The organism is Leptolyngbya sp. FACHB-671, from assembly GCF_014695745.1.
Lineage (GTDB): Bacteria > Cyanobacteriota > Cyanobacteriia > Elainellales > Elainellaceae > JAAUTN01.
In genome coordinates, this window is record NZ_JACJOV010000148.1 from 42,910 (window position 1) to 62,406 (window position 19,497).

The 19,497-nt window shown below is 49.1% G+C and carries 17 protein-coding genes and 1 pseudogene; 11 read left to right on the plus strand and 7 right to left on the minus strand.

What is annotated here, in order from left to right:
- Nucleotides 1-18 precede the first annotated feature (18 nt).
- Nucleotides 19-318 (plus strand): 30S ribosomal protein PSRP-3, encoded by a 300-nt coding sequence (locus H6F93_RS23815; RefSeq protein WP_190643700.1) that lies wholly within the window; start codon nt 19-21, stop codon nt 316-318.
- 211 nt (nt 319-529) lie between these two features.
- On the opposite strand, the gene H6F93_RS23820 is transcribed toward H6F93_RS23815, so the two are convergent.
- From H6F93_RS23820 to atpD, 3 genes are all read right to left on the minus strand, one after another.
- A complete protein-coding gene (locus H6F93_RS23820; RefSeq protein ID WP_199313968.1) occupies nt 530-1,816 on the minus strand; it encodes a glycosyltransferase family 4 protein in 1,287 nt (428 codons plus the stop codon).
- A 253-nt stretch (nt 1,817-2,069) separates the two neighbouring features.
- A complete protein-coding gene (gene atpC, locus H6F93_RS23825) occupies nt 2,070-2,483 on the minus strand; it encodes an ATP synthase F1 subunit epsilon (RefSeq protein ID WP_190643702.1) in 414 nt (137 codons plus the stop codon).
- A gap of 9 nt (nt 2,484-2,492) precedes the next feature.
- A complete protein-coding gene (atpD, locus tag H6F93_RS23830; RefSeq protein ID WP_190643703.1) occupies nt 2,493-3,950 on the minus strand; it encodes a F0F1 ATP synthase subunit beta in 1,458 nt (485 codons plus the stop codon).
- Between the two features lie 270 nt (nt 3,951-4,220).
- On the opposite strand from atpD, the gene miaB reads away from it, so the two are divergent.
- Complete coding sequence (gene miaB / locus H6F93_RS23835) at nt 4,221-5,585, plus strand: tRNA (N6-isopentenyl adenosine(37)-C2)-methylthiotransferase MiaB (RefSeq protein ID WP_190686299.1); 1,365 nt, start codon at nt 4,221-4,223, stop codon at nt 5,583-5,585.
- 5 nt (nt 5,586-5,590) lie between these two features.
- Here the strand turns inward: miaB and H6F93_RS23840 are convergent, their stop codons facing one another.
- From H6F93_RS23840 to H6F93_RS23850, 3 genes are all read right to left on the minus strand, one after another.
- Nucleotides 5,591-5,875 (minus strand): hypothetical protein, encoded by a 285-nt coding sequence (locus H6F93_RS23840; protein WP_190686302.1) that lies wholly within the window; start codon nt 5,873-5,875, stop codon nt 5,591-5,593.
- A complete protein-coding gene (locus H6F93_RS23845) occupies nt 5,865-6,161 on the minus strand; it encodes a BrnT family toxin (RefSeq protein ID WP_190686305.1) in 297 nt (98 codons plus the stop codon). The genes H6F93_RS23840 and H6F93_RS23845 overlap by 11 nt, the downstream gene beginning before the upstream one ends.
- 673 nt (nt 6,162-6,834) lie before the next feature.
- Nucleotides 6,835-7,716, minus strand: coding sequence for a calcium-binding protein (locus tag H6F93_RS23850; protein WP_190686308.1), 882 nt, complete (start codon nt 7,714-7,716; stop codon nt 6,835-6,837).
- Nucleotides 7,717-8,008: 292 nt separating this feature from the next.
- Here H6F93_RS23850 and H6F93_RS33685 point away from each other — a divergent pair, with 292 nt between their 5' ends.
- From H6F93_RS33685 to cbiB, 8 genes are all read left to right on the plus strand, one after another.
- Entirely contained in the window at nt 8,009-8,227 is a 219-nt protein-coding gene (locus H6F93_RS33685) for a hypothetical protein (RefSeq protein ID WP_190643709.1), read from the plus strand.
- Between the two features lie 124 nt (nt 8,228-8,351).
- On the plus strand, nt 8,352-8,837 hold the full coding sequence (locus H6F93_RS23860) for a hypothetical protein (protein ID WP_190686314.1): 486 nt from the start codon (nt 8,352-8,354) through the stop codon (nt 8,835-8,837).
- A gap of 210 nt (nt 8,838-9,047) precedes the next feature.
- Nucleotides 9,048-9,746, plus strand: a complete 699-nt coding sequence (locus tag H6F93_RS23865; RefSeq protein ID WP_190686317.1) for a hypothetical protein — start codon at nt 9,048-9,050, stop codon at nt 9,744-9,746.
- A 12-nt stretch (nt 9,747-9,758) separates the two neighbouring features.
- Nucleotides 9,759-10,433: a response regulator transcription factor gene (locus H6F93_RS23870; RefSeq protein ID WP_190686320.1), complete on the plus strand. Its 675-nt coding sequence runs from the start codon at nt 9,759-9,761 to the stop codon at nt 10,431-10,433.
- Nucleotides 10,434-12,344 (plus strand): sensor histidine kinase, encoded by a 1,911-nt coding sequence (locus H6F93_RS23875; protein ID WP_190686324.1) that lies wholly within the window; start codon nt 10,434-10,436, stop codon nt 12,342-12,344.
- Between the two features lie 62 nt (nt 12,345-12,406).
- A complete protein-coding gene (locus H6F93_RS23880; RefSeq protein WP_190686327.1) occupies nt 12,407-13,861 on the plus strand; it encodes an ATP-binding protein in 1,455 nt (484 codons plus the stop codon).
- Nucleotides 13,862-13,866: 5 nt separating this feature from the next.
- Complete coding sequence (locus tag H6F93_RS23885) at nt 13,867-14,376, plus strand: 2'-5' RNA ligase family protein (protein ID WP_190686330.1); 510 nt, start codon at nt 13,867-13,869, stop codon at nt 14,374-14,376.
- Nucleotides 14,373-15,356 (plus strand): adenosylcobinamide-phosphate synthase CbiB, encoded by a 984-nt coding sequence (cbiB, locus tag H6F93_RS23890; protein ID WP_190686332.1) that lies wholly within the window; start codon nt 14,373-14,375, stop codon nt 15,354-15,356. The genes H6F93_RS23885 and cbiB overlap by 4 nt, the downstream gene beginning before the upstream one ends.
- Nucleotides 15,357-15,395: 39 nt before the next feature.
- Here the strand turns inward: cbiB and H6F93_RS23895 are convergent, their stop codons facing one another.
- A complete protein-coding gene (locus H6F93_RS23895) occupies nt 15,396-19,103 on the minus strand; it encodes a helix-turn-helix domain-containing protein (RefSeq protein ID WP_190686334.1) in 3,708 nt (1,235 codons plus the stop codon).
- Nucleotides 19,104-19,384: 281 nt separating this feature from the next.
- Here H6F93_RS23895 and H6F93_RS23900 point away from each other — a divergent pair.
- A pseudogene (locus tag H6F93_RS23900) lies at nt 19,385-19,497 on the plus strand (photosystem II q(b) protein); the annotation flags it as partial.

The following is a 19,497-nucleotide window of genomic DNA, read 5'->3' on the forward strand; positions in this document are numbered from 1 at the left end:
AATTGTGGAGGTTGGCGTTTGTCAAAGTTTATTTTGAAGGTTCTCTGGCTTGAGAACGATGTGGCGTTAGCGGTTGACCAGGTGGTCGGCAAGGGCACCAGTCCGCTTACGTCCTATTTCTTCTGGCCCCGGAATGATGCCTGGGAACAGCTCAAGACTGAAATGGAGAAAAAGCACTGGATTGCTGAAGCAGACCGGATTGAACTGCTCAACAAAGCGACTGAGGTGATCAACTACTGGCAAGAGGAAGGCAAGCGCCGCCCTATGTCTGAGGCTCAAGTGAAGTTTCCCGAAGTGGTTTTCACAGGTAGCGCTTAGTTGCACTCAGAGCGTAGTTGAACATCAGCGATAAAGGGTTTCAACCGAATGGCACTGAGATAAGGATTCAGCGATCGCCAGAAGCTTTGAAAAACTGTAAGGTGGGCGCTGCCCATCGCTCTTAAGTCAGTGCCATTCAGCTCAAGCCCTTTGTCCCAAAAATATATTCATACCTATATAACTGTGTAGATATGCAAAAACGGTATAAGCCTTATTGCAGCAGCACAGGACGCATTGAATCTTTTACATAGCTAAGCAGTTTAGCAGCACGATTTTCCCAAGAAAATTGCTGAACATAGTCAATCATATGGCTGTAGCCCTCTGATTTTCTGGGGTAAGTTTCTAAAACCTGCTGAATACATCTAGCAAACGAATCTGGGTTATCCGGCTCACACCAACCCGCAATAGCATTACAAGACTTGAACTCTACCAAAGAAGTAATTTCAGTCGCAACAATTGGCGTTCCTGATGCTAGGTAGTCAAACAGCTTAAGAGGAGACGTAAACGTTGAGGCTGGTCCAGAACAATGAGGATGAGCGAGCACATCGGCCGCCTGAAGCAACCCAGGAAGGCTAGTGTGTGAGAGGTGCCCTAAAAACGTGACGTTTCTAAGCTGTTTTTCAATTGCTAATTGCTTGTAAGCGGTTACTTGTGTTTCATCTCCGCCTGCAAATGCAAAATGGGCATGGGTAAGCTGTTGAGCCACATCTAGCAATAGGTCAACGCCTTTGAAGGGCAGTAGTGCCCCCGCATAAACGACTAGATATTGCTCATTGGTTAACAATTGCTTACGCCAGGTTGCAGCTTGTTCAGGTTGCCTGTTCAGAAACACACTGTTAAAGCCACTGTGAAGCTTAACGATCTTGTCGGCGGGCAGCCCATTTTGAATCATGCTCTCACGAACTGAATCTGCGACAGTTACAGCAACTTGCAGCAGCGGATTTTGGACAATTTCAGGATCAAACTGTTTCTCTTCGTGATGATGATGTTCATAAATTGCTGGAACTCCACATTTAATTGCTGATTCAACAAAATTCCAATCTCGTGAATGGACAATTTGAGCCGCAGGGCGAATGTGAATGGGGAAATAGTATTTTGCAATCAGTGTGCTGGGATGAGTTGCTTTCTTGAGTAGTTTGCTGGTTGATTTCAGTTTTGGGGTAGGAAGAGCAGCAACTTTAAGTTTTCCACGAAGATTGTAGAGGTTGATTAATTCTTCTGAAGGGGCTTGTGGTTGAAAGGGGCGCAGGAGATTCGTAAGGTTCAGTGCGCTTGGCTCTTTACTGAGATGAATTAACAGACTGGGATACCCTAAATTTGCCATTCCGTCAGCTGAGTTTGCAGCGTGAACAAGATGAGCCGCACCGGGCTGTGGCATCACGTTTCGAGTGAAGAATATATAGTGTTTCAGCATAATTAAATTGGTAGATAGTGTTTTTGAGTTAGCTGTTTCCTCAGATGCTCTGCCCACCTGAACCATAATGCCGACCTTACTCATATCGGGTAGAAAGACAGTTCGGTTGAGCTCGCAACTCGAAGAGCATTGCTCCTTCGTTGCTTAGAAGTTGCTCACGCTTTATTTATATCTACTTATGCCCTTTATGCCCTGATTAATGCCATTAAAATTTAAGCCTGAGTAGCTCAGGTTTTTCCTGGTAGAGACGCAATGAGTTTTGTCTCCGCTCGGAAAAAATAGAAAAGAGCCTCTCACATTGTGAGAGGCTCTTTTTCGTATAGCTCTATACCTAGCTTTAAGCCTGTCCCGTTCCTCCAGAAGCCTGGAAGCGGGCACGGGCACGCTTTAGCGCTTGGGTCGCTTGAATCTGCTGCTGTCGGTTGCCTGCTTCAACTTTGTTGAGGCGGGCTTCTGCTTCGCTGTAGGCAGTGCGAGCAGCTTCCCGGTCGATGGTGTCGCCACGCTCGGCTGCATTCACCAGGATGGTGACTTCGTTGGCTTCGACTTCAGCAAACCCACCCATGAGGGCGATCGCCACCCAGTCTTTGTTTGCCCGAACCCGCATCACGCCTGTATCTAAAGCAGTCAAAAGCGGTGCGTGTCCTGGCAAGATGCCCAGTTGGCCAGTCGTGCTAGGAAGAATTACCTCTTCAGCATCAGAATCCCAAACGGTCTTGTCTGGGGCAATTACACGAACAGTTAGTGCCATGACTTTATCCTACTTACCTTCAGCCTTCATCTTCTCGGCTTTGGCGATCGCCTCATCAATGCCACCTACCAGGTAGAAAGCTTGCTCTGGCAGATCATCCAACTGACCCGACAGGATCATTTGGAAGCCCTTGATTGTCTCGCTTAGAGTGACGTACTTACCAGGAGAACCAGTAAATACCTCAGCTACGAAGAAGGGCTGAGAGAGGAAGCGCTCGATTTTACGGGCACGTGCAACGGTCAGACGGTCATCTTCGGACAATTCATCCAGACCGAGAATTGCAATGATGTCTTGCAGTTCTTTGTAGCGCTGGAGGGTAGACTGCACCGCACGAGCAGTGCTGTAGTGCTCATCGCCAACCACACTGGGCTGAAGCATTGTGGAAGTAGAATCGAGTGGGTCTACCGCTGGATAAATTCCTTTAGCTGCCAGACCCCGAGAAAGTACGGTGGTTGCGTCCAGGTGAGCAAACGTGGTTGCTGGAGCGGGGTCGGTCAAGTCATCCGCAGGGACGTAGACTGCCTGGATGGAGGTGATTGAACCCTCGGTGGTCGAGGTGATGCGCTCTTGCAGGTCACCCATCTCTGTTGCCAGGGTGGGCTGATATCCTACCGCAGAGGGCATCCGTCCGAGCAGCGCTGACACTTCAGAACCCGCCTGCACAAACCGGAAGATGTTGTCGATGAACAGCAGCACGTCCTGCTTGTTGACATCTCGGAAATATTCAGCCATCGTCAGCGCCGACAGACCTACGCGCATTCTGGCTCCCGGTGGCTCGTTCATCTGCCCGTACACTAGCGCCACTTTGGACTCGCTAATGTTGTTAGCGTTGATCACGCCCGACTCTTTAAATTCGTTATAAAGGTCGTTTCCTTCACGGGTGCGCTCACCCACGCCACCAAACACCGACACTCCGCCATGCTCTTTTGCGATGTTGTTGATTAGCTCTTGAATCAACACAGTCTTGCCAACTCCTGCACCGCCAAACAGACCCACTTTGCCACCCCGACGATAGGGAGCCAGCAGGTCAATCACCTTAATTCCAGTCTCGAAAACTGAAGGTTTGGTTTCTAATTCTGTGAATTTAGGTGCAGCACGATGAATCGGGAAGAACTCTTCGTTATTGACTGGACCCAGTTCGTCTACGGGTTCACCCAAGACGTTAAAAATTCTTCCCAAGGTTGCTAGCCCGACTGGAACCTTGATAGCAGCGCCCGTATCAAGGACTTCCATGCCTCGAACCAAACCATCTGTGGAACTCATTGCCACAGCCCGAATTTGGTTGTCTCCTAGAAGCTGCTGCACTTCACAGGTAACCGAAACCTCTTGCCCGTTTGAGTTTGTGCCGCTGACTTTCAGGGCGTTGTAAATCTTAGGTAATTGACCATTGGGAAATCGAGCGTCGATAACCGGGCCAATGATCTGGGTAATGAAGCCAACGTTTGTCTTTTCTGCTGTAGTGACCATGCTTGCGCCTATTCTGTGATCAGCTTTTCTAGAAACTTGAAGACAGTCTTAAGAATTAAAATTTCCATCTCTCAGATTATCACTGAATGTAAATCTTTAACGAAAGCAAACTGCTGAAAAATCTGACGGATGGTGCGATCGCCCAAAATCTATAATAAAGTGCAGGCTTACTGCATTTTGCTTCTTCCTTCCCAAGGGCGAACAGCCGCTCGTCCCTACCAGCGATACAAATTTCCAAATCTCTTCTACGACAAAAAACGACTGCTCACTATGACCCATTCTTCGCATCGCTATCACATCACCACCTTCGGCTGCCAGATGAACAAAGCCGACTCCGAACGCATGGCAGGCGTTTTAGAAGAAATGGGGTTTGAGTGGTCAGAGGCTCCAGACGATGCCGATGTAATCCTCTACAATACCTGCACGATTCGGGACAATGCCGAGCAAAAGGTTTATTCCTACCTGGGTCGGCAGGCAAGACGTAAGCATGAGCAGCCCAACTTGACGCTGATCGTGGCAGGCTGCGTTGCCCAGCAGGAAGGGGAGGCGTTGCTGCGGCGGGTGCCCGAACTCGATCTGGTGATGGGTCCTCAGCACGCAAACCGACTGCGCGATTTGCTGGAGCAGGTGTTTAATGGCAATCAGATTGTGGCGACTGAACCCATTCATATCGTCGAAGACATTACCAAACCGAGACGAGACAGCAACGTTAGTGCTTGGGTAAATGTAATTTATGGCTGCAATGAGCGCTGCACCTATTGCGTTGTGCCAAATGTGCGCGGAGTCGAGCAATCCCGCACACCCGAAGCAATTCGGGCAGAGATGGAGGAATTGGGGCGGCAGGGCTACCGGGAGGTGACGCTGTTAGGGCAAAACATTGATGCCTACGGGCGCGACTTACCAGGCGCAACGGCAGAAGGTCGCCATAAGCACACCCTGACTGATTTGCTCTACTTCGTTCATGACGTGCCCGGAGTCGAGCGAATTCGCTTTGCCACCAGCCATCCCCGCTATTTTACCGAGCGACTGATTCGCGCCTGTGCTGAATTGCCCAAAGTGTGTGAGCATTTTCACATTCCCTTTCAGTCGGGCGACAACGAGGTGCTAAAGGCGATGAGTCGCGGCTACACCCAGGAAAAGTACCGTCGAATTATTGATACGATTCGCCGTTACATGCCCGATGCTTCGATTAGTGCGGATGCGATCGCCGGATTCCCCGGAGAAACCGAAGCCCAGTTCGAAAACACGCTAAAGCTGGTGGAGGACATCGGCTTTGACCAACTCAACACCGCTGCCTATTCTCCCCGCCCTGGCACACCCGCTGCGCTCTGGGAAAATCAGTTAAGCGAAGAGGTGAAGCGCGATCGCCTCCAACGTCTTAACCATTTAGTGTCTGTCAAAGCGGCGGAGCGATCGCTCCGCTACCAGGGACGCATTGAAGAAGTGCTAGTTGAAGACCAGAATCCCAAAGATCCGAATCAGGTGATGGGGCGTACACGCGGTAACAGACTAACCTTTTTTGAGGGAGCGATCGCTGACCTCAAGGGGCAAACCGTGCCTGTCAAAATTACCGAAGTTCGAGCGTTTAGCCTGACAGGTGAGCAAGTCCAACTTGCAGCAACTTGCGGTAACTGAAACTGTTAATGCTGAGTGACTTCACCTAATGCTTCCTGAATCACTTCATCACTAACCCCGTGACGCTTCAAACTAGCAATTAGAGCAGAAACGGTATCTCCCTCTAAACGCTCCAGGTCAGCTCGAAGTCCTTGTCCGATATAGGCGCGTACTAATGGTTGATAACCGGAAAAACCTAGCAATGGTGCAATTCGCTTCAAATCCTCAATTACATCTTCGGGAATACGAATTGTAATTGCTGTCATGGGACGGTTCTTGTCTAGACGCTTTTTTAGTGCTTCAATTTTCATAATATTCTCGCTCCTCACGTGTTGCTTTACGAGCTGAAATAATCCGAATGATGTCGTTTTCACGCTCCATGTAGACAACGAACAAGAGATTCCACCGCCTATCTAAACCAATCACAGCATCCCGTGCCTCATCATTGCGACTCGCATCAACCACTACAAGCAGTGGATCGAAGAAAGCTTCTGTGGCTTGTTGAAACGTAACACCGTCGTGGTTTATCGGGTTAATCCTGGCTTTCTCATCATTCCAAACAAAGGTAATGCCATTGAGTACGAAATGCACATCCATACTCTGTAGCCTAAGAAATCGTATTTACATTGTCAATACGATTTGCCTTGTCGGTATATCGATTCCTAGGCGTTGGAATGCGATACTTTCAATTTAACTTTGATGCGATCGCCCCTTCAGCAAGTTGAAGCAGCTTGAAGCACTAAATACCTGACCGAGATAGATTCGTTGATTCCAACCAAGCGCTCAGTGTTTTGTTGTTCCTACAGTGATTTTCGGATGGGTAAGCCATAGCGTAGGGGCAGTTCGCGAACTGCCCTTACAGGAATTTGTGGTCTATCCAAGTGGAAATTGCTGTATATCGAGTGAAGTGCAAATTTGTTGAATGAACCTCTCTGGAGAATTATTAGACTTGTCGGGTAATAACGGAAAAAATGGCTGAAAGCTTTGTTCTGCAAAGGTTACGGCGATTTCCAATGAAAACAGTGAAAAAGCTTGCTACGTAAAGCTTTCAGGGATTTTTCGCTCTATTTCCCGACAACTCTATTGATCTTCTCCAGAAAGGATAAGGATTGCTTGCTCAGGAGTAAATGCGATCGCTCCCAATGCTAAAACTGGCTCGCCACTTCATTCAGTCATTAACCAGGCTCTATTTAGGCTTCTCAAACTAATGCAGAACTACCGCTTGAACGTTTCATTGCAGGACTCTACAAAATAATTGAATTGAAGCTATCTAAGCGCCATAGAAACCACCAAGTACCTGACCAGAGGCCAGGCGAAATGGCCCAGAGGGTAGCGATACAAAGGAAGTCGTGCGAACATCGGCAACCAAGTCTGCCACACCGCCACGAAATACAAACAGGTCAAAGCCAAAGGAGTCTCGACGGGTTTGATAAGTTTCACCTGCGCCCAGTTGAATTAGATCTCCACGGGTGAAATCCCTGATCAAGGCATAGTCGCTGGAACCATTGAATCGATAGTATGAACCAGAGCGATCGCCTACTATAAAGCCATCGTTGTTGCTTCCACCCGTGAGGCTGTCAACTTCGAGGAAGCCTCTATAGAAATTGTCAGCACCATTAAGAAGGTCGATGCCACTGCCGCCTACTATCGTGTCACTGCCAGCACTTCCTGTGAGCGTATCATTACCGCCCTGACCATCCAGGAAATTTCCTTTGCCGCTGCCGGTAATCCGGTCGGCGGAGGGAGTGCCACGCACATGCATAAAGTTATGTACCGAGAAGTTTAATGTTCCTAAAAATGGAACATTATTCACTGTGAGTCTTTTGGCTCCCAAGTCTACGTTGAAGGATGCACTGCCGCTGCCGCTTGCCCCATCAATCGAGTTGTTTAACCCGGCTGTGCCAACGATTCGCTCAATGCTGTTCATCTGATCGACTCCCAACCCACCTTTGCTTACCCGTCCACCGGGTAAGAGGGTGACTGCACGTCCCAGACGGCTATAGTCTGCGGTGTCGTAGCCGGTACCACCTGCCATCAGGTCATCCCCTGCAAACCCTGTCAGTCTGTCGTTTCCTCCTAGCCCAAATAAGTCATCGTTGTCATTCGTACCAAATACGCGCTCGGATAAATTGCTACCGACGACTTGAGCCATGATTCTCTCCTGATTGATGAATTGAAAATTGCTATAAACACAAGTTGCAAAGGCTAAATGCTGTGATTCATTGCCCTGTGTTAAATGCCTTGTGGTTTTCATCATGCAAGGAGAAAAGATGGAATTCATGTAGGTTTTCGGTCAATTCAATCGTCGTTTCTGGTACAACCTGGTGTTGTTTGAAGCCATGAGGATTGCCGAAAACTGCATTCAACTTGACTGGAACTAACCGTGATTTCGTGAAATTGCTTCGGTATTGTTGGAAGTATCAACCGCTAAGAGGGTTTGCCTCATGAAAACACTTACACTTTCCGGTGCTGCACCATCCTTAGCTTCGATGCCTTCTCTGGAGCGATCGCTCTTTAACTGGACACTCACTACCCTCGCCACCAGCACAATTTTCTTTGGACTCATTGGCTGGGCAGTTTCTCAACAAGCTAATGCTGTTGAAACTAACGCAAATGGTGCAACCCAAACCCAACTTCAGTCTGAAACCATTGCTCAACAATGATGTGATAGCGATCGCCCATGAGCAAATTGATGGCGATCGCGTGTAGTCCCTCCATTTAACTCAACTCACATCTATTACTTTCTTAGTCACAAGTTCAACCTAACAGTATCTCAAGGAGACAATCATGCTTCACCATATTTCTGTCGCAGTTATCGATCCGCTGTATGTTGCCGAAGTTCTCGCTGAAATTCTTCATGGGCGAGTAGTTCCTTTCCCTCCTAACCCAGGTAGTTACATTGTTTTGGCAGGGGATGAGTTTGGCACGATGTTTGAGTTTTATCCACTCGGAACTGAACTGATTCCAGACAGCTATCAGGGGCAAGCCGGATTTCAACTGAATCAGAAACCGAGTCACTACACCTCTGTTCATGCTGCAATTTCTGTTCCTGCCAGCCTGGAAGAGATTGAGCGAATCGGTGAGAAGGAAGGATGGCGCGTATTTCTTGCCAATCGAGATGGATTATTTGATGTGGTTGAGTTTTGGGTTGAGAACCGCTTGATGCTGGAGCTTTTGACTCCCTCCCTCACTCCCCGCTATCTCAGTGTTCTCAGCCCTCAACAGTTGCCAGGATTGATCGATCAGCTTGCTTTGGCAGATGCCCGTAGATGACGAAAAAGGTTTGCAGAAAAGTGCAATCAAGTTTTCAGTTTTCGGACAGCTATTGAAGAGGAATGTGAGTTTTATAAGAGGTAGCCTCAATGCATCAATCAATTTGCATTGTCTACTGACCGTAGGAGTTTGGCTGAACCGTAGGGGTTTGGCATTGCCAAACCCCTACTCAAATAATTTCCACTTTACTCATTCCCACCCATTTAATTTGTGCTTTCCCTGTTGTTAGTGAGTGGTTTAGTGTGGCTAGCTGTGGTTCACTGGCAAACCCAGCAGGCTCTACGGTGGTGGTTTGAGCAGCGGCAGCGATGGCTGTGTCGAGAGGCAGAGCAGGTTCGCAACGGGCTGTTGCAGGAAACATTTGTAATGCGACGACGGCTGGAGCTGAGCCTGGACGAAGATGGCGTGCAGCACTGGATCGAGCAGATGAAGTATCTGGACGGGCATCTGGTGCAACTAAGTGATAATCTGGCTCCACCCTATGGAGAGGTTAGCTTACCGCTGGCAATTCGCGACTGGGCAAAACGGTTTGAGGCGATCGCCACTGAGGGGGCACAACGGGCGATCGCCCTGACCCTGCCAGATTCCTGGCATTCCGAACCGCTGATTCGCAGCCAGATACTTTTGACTGCACTCGATCAGTTGTTACATCTGGTTGCAACCCAGAACAATGCTGATGCGGAGATGCCAATATCAATTGAGTTACGAAACCGTCAGCACTGGGGAGAATTAATGGTGCAAATTCACTACGCTTCGGTCGAGGCGGCTCAACAGGCGGGGCGATCGCCAGAACTGAAGTATTTGCCGCGAACCTTTCAGGTACTTGCTTCGGGACGCTGTTCTCATCGACAGCAACAGCAGACCGTTTCCTGGTGTTTTCGATGGCGGTACGCTCACGATAAGGTATAAACGAATGCAACGATGGATCGATCCGGAGGGGAAAGGGTGGCTGGGCTAAAAATCGTCGTGGTGGACGACCACGAACTGGTGTTAGACAGCACCGTCACGGTGCTTCAGCGCCAATATCCCGATGCAAAAATCAGCACGGCCCAGGCGACTGCAACAGCGCTGACGCTGATTGAGCAAACTCAGCCTGACCTGGTTGTGGTAGACCTGGCGCTGCCAGAGCAATCGGGACAGGTTTCTCGCACTGAGACAGGTCTACAATTGTTGAGAACTTTGCTCCAACGCTTCCCAACGCTAAATATTGTGGTGCAAAGTGCCAATGCAAAATCATTGGTGCGGCTCAAACCTTCTATTAATACTCATGAGGGCGGTTTCACCATTGCCGAGAAAAGTTTGCCGCTGAAGGAAATGCTCACCAAAGTGGACTGGGCGATTCAAGGAGTCGTCTACACGCCAAGGGAGATGCGAACCGGACTGGAGATTAAGCCAGAATGGCTGGAGGTGCTGCGGCTAGCGTTTCAGGAAGGCTTGCAAGATAAGGCGATCGCCGAACGCATGAGAGTCGCCGAACGCACTGTGCGCCATTACTGGACACAGGTACAGGATGCTCTGGGCGTTTATCCTGATGCGGGCAAGAATAACCGGATTCAAACTGAGATTCGCGCTCGTGAAGAAGGATTGATTGACTAAATGCGGACAGGGCAGGGCATTTGGGCAGTTCTTCAACGTGAACTGCAACTTTGGCGATCGGGCGCACTGCCAGGGCTAGCGGTGATCGGGCTGGTTGTGGCGCTGCGGCTGGTTGGCGGACTACAAATGCTGGAATGGTTTGCGTTGGACTACCTGCTGCGATTGCGTCCACCTGAATCCACCGACGAACATATCCTCATCGTTGGGATCGATGAAGATGACATTCAAGCAGTAGGACAGTACCCTATCCCCGATGGTGAACTGGCAGACCTGATTCAAACCCTTAACCAGTCTGAACCTGCGGTAATTGGGCTGGACATTTTTCGAGATTTGCCCCAAGAGCCAGGACATCAGCAGCTTGCAGACTTGTTTCGCACTACACCTAACTTGATTGGCATCGAGCGAATCTTTCCTCGCACGATCGCCCCTCCTCCCGCCTTGCCTGCCGAACAGGTGGGCTTTGCCGACCTGCAATCTGATCCAGACGGTAAGCTACGGCGTAACCTATTAGGGGCTTACGATGCCCAGGAAGAATTTAGCTTTTCGTTAGCCATTCGAGTGGCAGGGAAGTTTTTGGGCGATCGCAACCTCCCCCTGGAGTCTGGACTCCGTGACCCCTATGCGCTGCGCTTTGGCAAGGCTGAACTGCCCCGAATTCAGCCCAACACAGGCGGATACCGCAATTTAGAAAAACCAACGGATGAGGTCGATACATTCATCAACTATCGCAGCGGCGGACATCCGTTTGAAATGGTGTCGCTGCGGGCGGTATTGGCAGGTGAAGTGCCTGATGAGTTGGTGCGCGATCGCATTGTCCTCATCGGTGTAGTCGCACCTAGTGTCAAAGATATTATCAACACCGTTGCTGTTTCCAGTATGGCTCCCAATCCAGCACCGGGAATTGTTTACGGCGTAGAAGTGCAGGCACACACAATTAGCCAAATTGTGCAGGCAGCGCTCTATCAGCGTCCGCTACTCAACAGTTGGGGCGAGAGTTGGGAATATTTGTGGATCGCCGCCTGGGGAATTTTAGGGATTAGCCTGGGACGATTTTTAGGCACCCCCTGGCGCGTCTTTGCGGGGCTGAGTGTAAGCTGTGCTGTATTTTTGGGCGTATCCTACTGGCTCTTAGTGATGGGCTGGTGGGTGCCACTGGTGCCACCGCTGATAATTCTCCTGGTAAATGGGGCGGGGCTGACGACCGCTTTGTTTTATCGATATCAGCAGGATTTAAAACAGCAGTTACGCGATCGCCAATACGTGATCGACCACACCTTTAACGCTATTCACAACGGTCCACTGCAAACGCTATCTCTGTTGCTTAGAAAGACGCAATCGGGTGATCTGGAACTTCCCCAGATTGAGGCAAGACTCAAAGATCTCAACCAGGAACTACGAGCCGTGTACGAACTGGTGCGCCAGGAAGTGTTGACCCGTGACGAAAACCTGCACCTGGCAGAGGATCAGGCGATCGCCCTCACCGAATCACTCGATGAAGTGCTTTATGAAGTGTACAGCTACACCCTCAAGCGAGAATTTGACTACTTTAAAGCACTTAAATTTAGCGTCACCACCTTTGAGCCACTCGACACTACAGGGCTAACCCTAGAACACAAGCGCAACCTGGGACGGTTTCTAGAAGAAAGTTTGTGTAACGTTGGCAAATACGCAGCAGGCGCAACTCGACTAGATGTCACCTGTAAGCAAGAAGAGGGCTGGAATGTGATTCGAGTGATGGACAATGGCAAAGGATTTGACCCCACACAACCCACCACAGGCGGACGTGGCACTCAACTTGCCAAGAATCTAGAACAGCAGTTAGGCGGACAGTTTCGGCGAGAGTTCGTCAAACCTAAAGGCACCCTGTGTGAGCTGAAATGGAAGGCTGCCAAGATAAAATCGCATTCTTAAACCATCCTGTTCACGAATCACATTAGGATGGCTATAGCCAATTTCTGTGCGAGGACTGTTGGATGGGCTGGTTGTCTAGCATCAAGTGGAACTCCATCCACACTAAGCTGTTAGTGACTTATTGGATGCTAACCGCAATCGGGACATCATTGATGTCAGGCTACATCTTGTGGTCTTGCTACAACTATTTTATTGAAACCAGACAAGCCGACCTAGAAAACTGGAGTGGCGCTTTGGCTGAGAGTGTGGCAGATGCTCTAGAAGAGGAGGATCTTGACCGTGTGGACGTGATAATGCAGCGTTATGGGGCACCAGAGGCTATTACCCTTCGCATTTTAGATGTAAATGGACAACTGATTGCCACCTCTAGTCCTGAGTTAGACTCTCAAATCGAGAACTGGCTGGAAGTGAGTGGGGTCAATGAGGCGTTGCAAAATCAAGTTGATCAAGGTCTAACCAAAGGACTGCTATCCAATGACGATCGCCTCTATATTTCTCGTCCGATCTCGCGCAATGGGCAAATGCTGGGCGTGTTGCGGATGTCGATTACGCTGGAACAACTGCAAAATCAGTTTGCTAACATCATCTGGACCGTATTAGGAGCATTGTTTCTCACAGTTCTGCTGTGTACTTTGATTAGCGAATGGTTGGCTCGCAGTTTGTCCAGACCCATTCAAACCATGCAGGCTTTTGCAATTCGGCTAGGCAGCGGTCACTTTGGCGATCGCCTCACTATCCGTCAGAGCAATGAGTTAGATCAGCTTGCGATCGAGCTAAACCGCATGAGCCAACGTTTGGAGTCTCTCGATCAGGAAAGGCGCTCTTTTCTAGCCGATGTGTCCCATGAGTTACGCACTCCGATTAGTAATGTTCAGTTAACGGTAGAAGCGCTCAGAAGCGGTGCTGATGCCGAACCAGATCTGCGCGATCGCTTCTTTCAAACGGTTGAAGATGAGATCAAACGCTTATCTCAGCTAGTCTATGACCTGCTTGATCTGGGAAGACTCGAAGCCGGAGTCACATCTTTGGAGAAACGGGCGATCGCCCTTCCAGATTTAATTGAGCGAGCTGTACGAGCAATGGAAACTCGACTCAAAGCGCTAGAAATTACAATTCAGCAAGACGTAGCAAATCTGCAAATTCAGGGTGACCCAGAGCGACTGTTACAGGCTCTGCTCAACATCCTGGACAATGCAATCAAACATTCTCAACCCAACTCCCAAATTGCAATCACAGGGCAGCGTGAAGGAAAGCAGATTGTGATCAAAATTAGCGACCAGGGAGCGGGTATCAGGGAGCGGGATCTGCCCCGTATTTTTGAACAGTTTTATACTGCCGATCCTTCCCGCAAAGGCAGCAGTACAGGCTTAGGACTGGCGATTGCCAAACGCATCATAGAAGCTCATGGCGGCAACATCACTGCAAACAGTACATTTGGACATGGGACAACCCTGACCATCGGTTTGCCCCTGCAAAAGAGTGGGCATGAAGAGTCTCTTGCTAAGTTTGAAGTGTGAATCTTATGTCTGACCTATCTCCGTTGATCTTGACTCTAAAGCTAGATCAGAAAACCTTTAGCTATTTTGATCAGTTACGTCAGCAGCACTTCCCACCCGAAAGGAATTTTTTATCTGCCCACGTTACCCTGTTTCACGCACTTCCGAGGGAACAGAAATCGAGTATTCAACAGACGTTGCAAGACTTCCGTTCTCACATCTCACCCTTAACTCTCACCTTTACAACATTACGTTTTCTCGGCAAAGGAGTGGCTGTAGAAGTTGAATGTCTTGAACTCATCCAACTTCGTCAACAGCTTGCGACCCATTGGCGTGATTGGCTGAGTCGCCAAGACCAGCAGGGCTATCGCCCCCATATCACCATTCAAAACAAGGTGGCTCCTGACCAGGCTCGATTGTTGTATGACCAACTCACCAGTGAATGGAAAGCCTTTCAGGGAACAGGTGAGGGATTGTTGCTCTGGTATTACAAAGGCGGACCGTGGGAATTGGGAAACCAGTTTGATTTCAAATGATATCTATAACTCCCTGGACTCACAATTTTGCCATGGCAGGATTGGCGATCGCCTCCTTGCTCGACTATCTCATCGGTGATCCCTGGAACTGGTTACATCCCGTTCAGGTGATAGGTTGGATGATTAGCCGATACACTCACTTTGTTCTGAAACGACTCGAATCTCCCCTAAGTCTACGCATAGCAGGAGTCATTTTAGGACTGGGAATGATAGGTGGCAGCGGAGTTGCAGGGTGGCTGATCGTTCAGGTGACAGGTTTGATCCACTGGGGTGGGGCGATCGCCGTCTCATCTATTTTGCTGGCAAGCTGTTTTGCTGGACGCAGTTTGAGAACTGCTGCCGAAGATGTTTTAAAGCCATTAAACGCTGGAGATTTAGCAACAGCCCGATCAAAACTCAGTCTGTACGTTGGACGAGATACAGCACAGCTAACAGAACCCGAAATCCTGCGGGCAGTGTTTGAAACGGTGACAGAAAATGCCACTGATGGAGTTATGGCCCCCTTGTTTTGGGCGATCGCTGGAGCCTTCACCCCGATCGGCAGTGTTCCTTTTGCGCTGGCATATAAAGCCGCAAGTACGCTCGATTCAATGGTGGGCTACCGAGAAGCACCCTACACCCACCTCGGCTGGTTTAGCGCCCGTCTGGAAGATTATCTCACCTGGATTCCCTGTCGCCTGACGGTATTAACTCTCTCACTCCTATCCGGTAAACCTAAATATGTGTGGCAGATCTGCCGCCGAGATGCCCCTCAAGATCCCAGCCCCAACGCCGGATGGAGTGAGTGCGCCTATGCAGCCGTAGTCGGGGTGCAGGTAGGTGGAGTGAATGTCTACAAAGGCACTGTGAAACACAAGCCACTGTTGGGCGATTCCATTCACCCGATTACTCCGGCCCGAATTGAGCAGGCAATGGGATTAACCCGTTGGATGTTTCTGATCTGGGTGGCGATCGCCATTCTCACGCTCTGGTTGAGCTGAGAGTGCTTCTAAACCCTAACCCCCAATTCCCATAACTCATTACCTCTCAACCGCCCCCAAAGCCTTCAAAGTCGATCGCTGAATTGCCGTTAATCCGGTAACCCCAGTGACATTCATCCCCTCATAGGGTCTATCACTTCTAAGAACTTTCAAGCATTCTCCGGTTTCGATGTCCCAAAAACGAATCGTGCGATCGCCGCTGCTGCTGGCTAGTACAGACTGCAAATTGGAGGAATCAGACGTAAACAGTACTGTAAAAGTAAGCGTGTGAATCCATTTGGTATGCCCTTCTAAAACTTGAAGACATTCTCCTGTTTGGGCATTCCACACTTTAATGACTTGATCCAGGCTGGCAGTGACTAACCGTTGTCCGTTGGGACTGTAGGCGATTGCCACAATTGAGCTATCGTGTGCCTGCAATAGCCGTAAAGGTTGCCCGGTTGCTGCATCCCAGATTTGCACAGAGCCAGTACCACTATTGCTGGCTAAGACTTGCCCATCGGGACTGTAGGCGATCGCCCCACCCCAATCAAAGGTAGCAGAAAAGTGCCACGCACTATCAGCCTGGAGCACACTCAGACATTCACCTGTGGCAATGTTCCACACACGAATTCCCTGATCAACGCTGTAACTTGCCAACTGTTGAGCATCGGGACTGTAAATCACAGCAATCACCGGACTGCCATGATTGAACACCCGTAGGCACTGACCTGAGTAAACATCCCACAACCGAATCGTGTAGTCCACGCTGCAAGTCGCCACCGTTTCACCCTTGGAGCTATAAGCCACAGACCAGACAAACCCTGCATGACCCCGCAAGATTTGCAAACACTCTCCGGTCGAAACTTGCCAGAGCCTTACCACACCGTCTACACCGCTAGTTGCCACTGTTTGATCGTCCGGGCTAAAAGCGACCGATCGCACCCAAACTCCATGTCCCTTAAGCCGTTTGATACATTGTCCGGTTTGCACATCCCACAGTTTTGCAGTCTGCTCCTCCCCGCTGCTTACCAGCGTGCGTCCGTCAGAGCTAAAGGCGATCGCCCAGATGCTATCGCTGTATCCTCGCCATGTTTTGAGGCATTGCCCGGTTTGGATATTCCACAGCTTCAAGGTTTGTCCTTCATCACTACTAATCAGCGTCCGTCCGTCCTGACTAAACAGGGCAACTCGAACGCCATATTCATGTCCGTGCAGAGTTTTCAACAGTTGCCCGGTTTGGAGATGCCACAGTTTAATTGTTTGATCTGCGCTACAGCTTACGACCATCTCACCATCCTCGCTACAGTCAACCCACCAGACCCAACCCTGATGAGATTGGGTCTGTAGACATTCCCCGGTTTTTACATCCCACCACTTCAACTGGTTATCTAGCCCGCTGCTCATTAGCATTTTGCCATCGGGGCTAAAACACAGAAATACCAATGGTCCGCGCTGATGCCCAGGCAACAGCTTGAAACATTCGCCGGTATAAGGATTCCGCAGCTTAATCGTGCCGTCATTGCAGGCACAGGCGAGAATTTCACCATCAGGACTGAATCGAACGTTGGTTGTCCAGTCAAGCTCCCGACTCAGGATAGACAACTTATCTATATCGCGATTCCATACTCGGATGGTGCCATCAGTGATGACAATGGTTTGACCATCTGGGCTAGGTGCGATCGCCCAAACCGTTCCAGTTGGGTTATAGAGCGATCGCAAGCACCGCCCAGTTCTCGCATTCCACAGTTTCAACAGTTGGTCGTCGCCACCACTGGCTAACGTCTCACCATCAGGCATAAACGTGAGTGAACGAACTGTACCGTTATGCGCCTCCCAAGTATTCAACAGTTGTCCGTCCTTCAGTTGCCACAGGCAGATCTCACCCTGTGTGTCAGCCGAGGCTAGCCATTCTCCGTTGGCACTCACTGACATGATGTAGATGTGGTTAAAACTCTCAGTAAACGTCGATTTTGACAGATCAGAATGGGAGAAATCAGTATGTTGTAGAGAAACGCTCTTTAAATCTGCCTGCCAAACGATTAGCTCAGAAAAGTCATATCCGTTTAGATCTGGCTTGAACTGGTGAAGCAAGTTGATTATGTTACCACCCATGTAACCTGCCTCGATCGATAGTTTTCGACGTAATGAGGAAAGCTTTTGCAGCAACATTGTTTCCAACGCTGCGTCACTACCAAAAAGATGCAGCAGTTGAGTTGCGATCGGTTTGAGGATCAAGCTAATTTGCGCTTCTTTTACATATTCCTGAGACTGAGCTTTAATCAGTGCATAAGCTTTGAAGTGCGGAGTGAGTGTGGATGAGGCATCTCGTTCAGAGGTTGAGGGGTTCAGACTGCTTTGTTGTTCCCGTTGCGGACTTAATTCAGTGCAAACGTGCTGGATCAGCCGCTGCGTGACGTATTCCATCAAAACGGGCTGAAGTGTAAATAGGGTGGCACGCCTTTCAACTCCTGATGATGGAGTTTGTTCAATCAGCGATCGCCGCTGCAAAGCTTCCAGTGCTTCCAGTAAGTCTGATGGCAGTAATGGAGAAAGGATGTCTGCCTGAAGGTCAGCGATCGCCACAGGTTCACGGTTGATTGCCAGCCAATACATTACCTGCTGCTCTAAAGCCGACAACCGATCAAACTGTTGGGTCAGCAAGTCCTGAATATCCCCAAAAATTACACTTCTCTGTGCCAAAAAGTGAGCTACATTTCCAGCAAACAGGTCATGAATGGTGGTTGCCACAATTTTTAGCGCTAGAGGATTACCTGCATAGGCTTGAATCAGTCGTTGCCAATCTTGTTGTGAACCCGAAAAGTTTCCTTTTGCCTGTAAGATTTCTTGCCCTTCTACTGCTGTCAATCCGTTTAGCTGAAATGAACGAACAGGAAGTGTTTTTCCTTCCAGGGTAGCCATCTCTTTGGGCTTTTCTCGACTGGTTAACAGCAAACAGCTTTGATGTTTTAACTCTCCTATTTTTTTGAACAATTCTCCATAGAGTTCAAACCCAGGGCGATAATGGCCGACTCGGCTCCCACGAGTGTCCCCTGTTGCCTCTGCCAAAATCGTTTCTACATTATCCAAAATCAATAGACAGCGATGGGTTCTAAAGTGCTTCAAAAGCTGCATCATTCGCTGCTCAATGTCTTGAGAAGCAGTCAATTCAGCACTAGTTGGCAAGTAAGTCAGGCTGTTTAACAGTGAGTCGAATGTGGGTGCATTATGTAGCGATCGCCAGATCACATATTCAAACTGATGCTGTAGCTGCTCTGCTAGCTTGACCGACAAAGCAGTTTTCCCGGTGCCGCCAATACCTAAAATTGCAACTAATCGACAGCGATCGTGAGTTAGCCATTTTTCTAAGATAGTGAGTTCTTGCGATCGCCCATAAAACACTGAAACATCAATTGCATCTCCCCAATCCTGATGTCCATCGGTTGCATTAACGTCTGCATTTGAACCCTTGACGGGTAACGTCTTGACAATGCTGCGGGTAACAGACTTCACACCTCGGTCATGCCATCGTTTCAACACAGAGCGAAAATTGTTTTTAGTTACTTTCTCATCCAATGTTTCTGAAAGTGATTGCCACAGTTGAAAGCCAACTAGCTTGACGTAATCAGCATCATAGCCAGCAATTTCAGCAATTTCAGGGTAGGTTTTGCGCTCCCAAGACTGACGGAAAATGATTTCCTGCAAATCATTGAAAATCGCTTTGCCGAAAATGGCTTCAACTGTCGCTAAAGCTTCTTCAACCGTCATGGTTTGCAGCACGAATGAGGAATTAATCAGGATGAACTTGCACTCGTTTCTGAGTGGTGTGTAAAGCTCTGTATCAAATTCTTAATCCAATCCTATACCGATCCCTCAGTTTCGCTAGTTTGCTTAATGTTATGTAACATCATGTGTCGAATTGCTAACTTGAACACCTAACTTTGACTAACTTTTTATAACTGCGATCGCCTCAAGCCTTCCCTACGATACGAACAGTTGCGAAGAAATCACAGCAACTCACATCGATAGATAAAAGGAATCATTGATTTATGACAACGACTCTACAGCGGCGCGAGAGCGCATCACTGTGGGAGCAGTTCTGCAACTGGGTAACCAGCACCGACAACCGCCTGTACGTAGGCTGGTTCGGCGTTCTGATGAT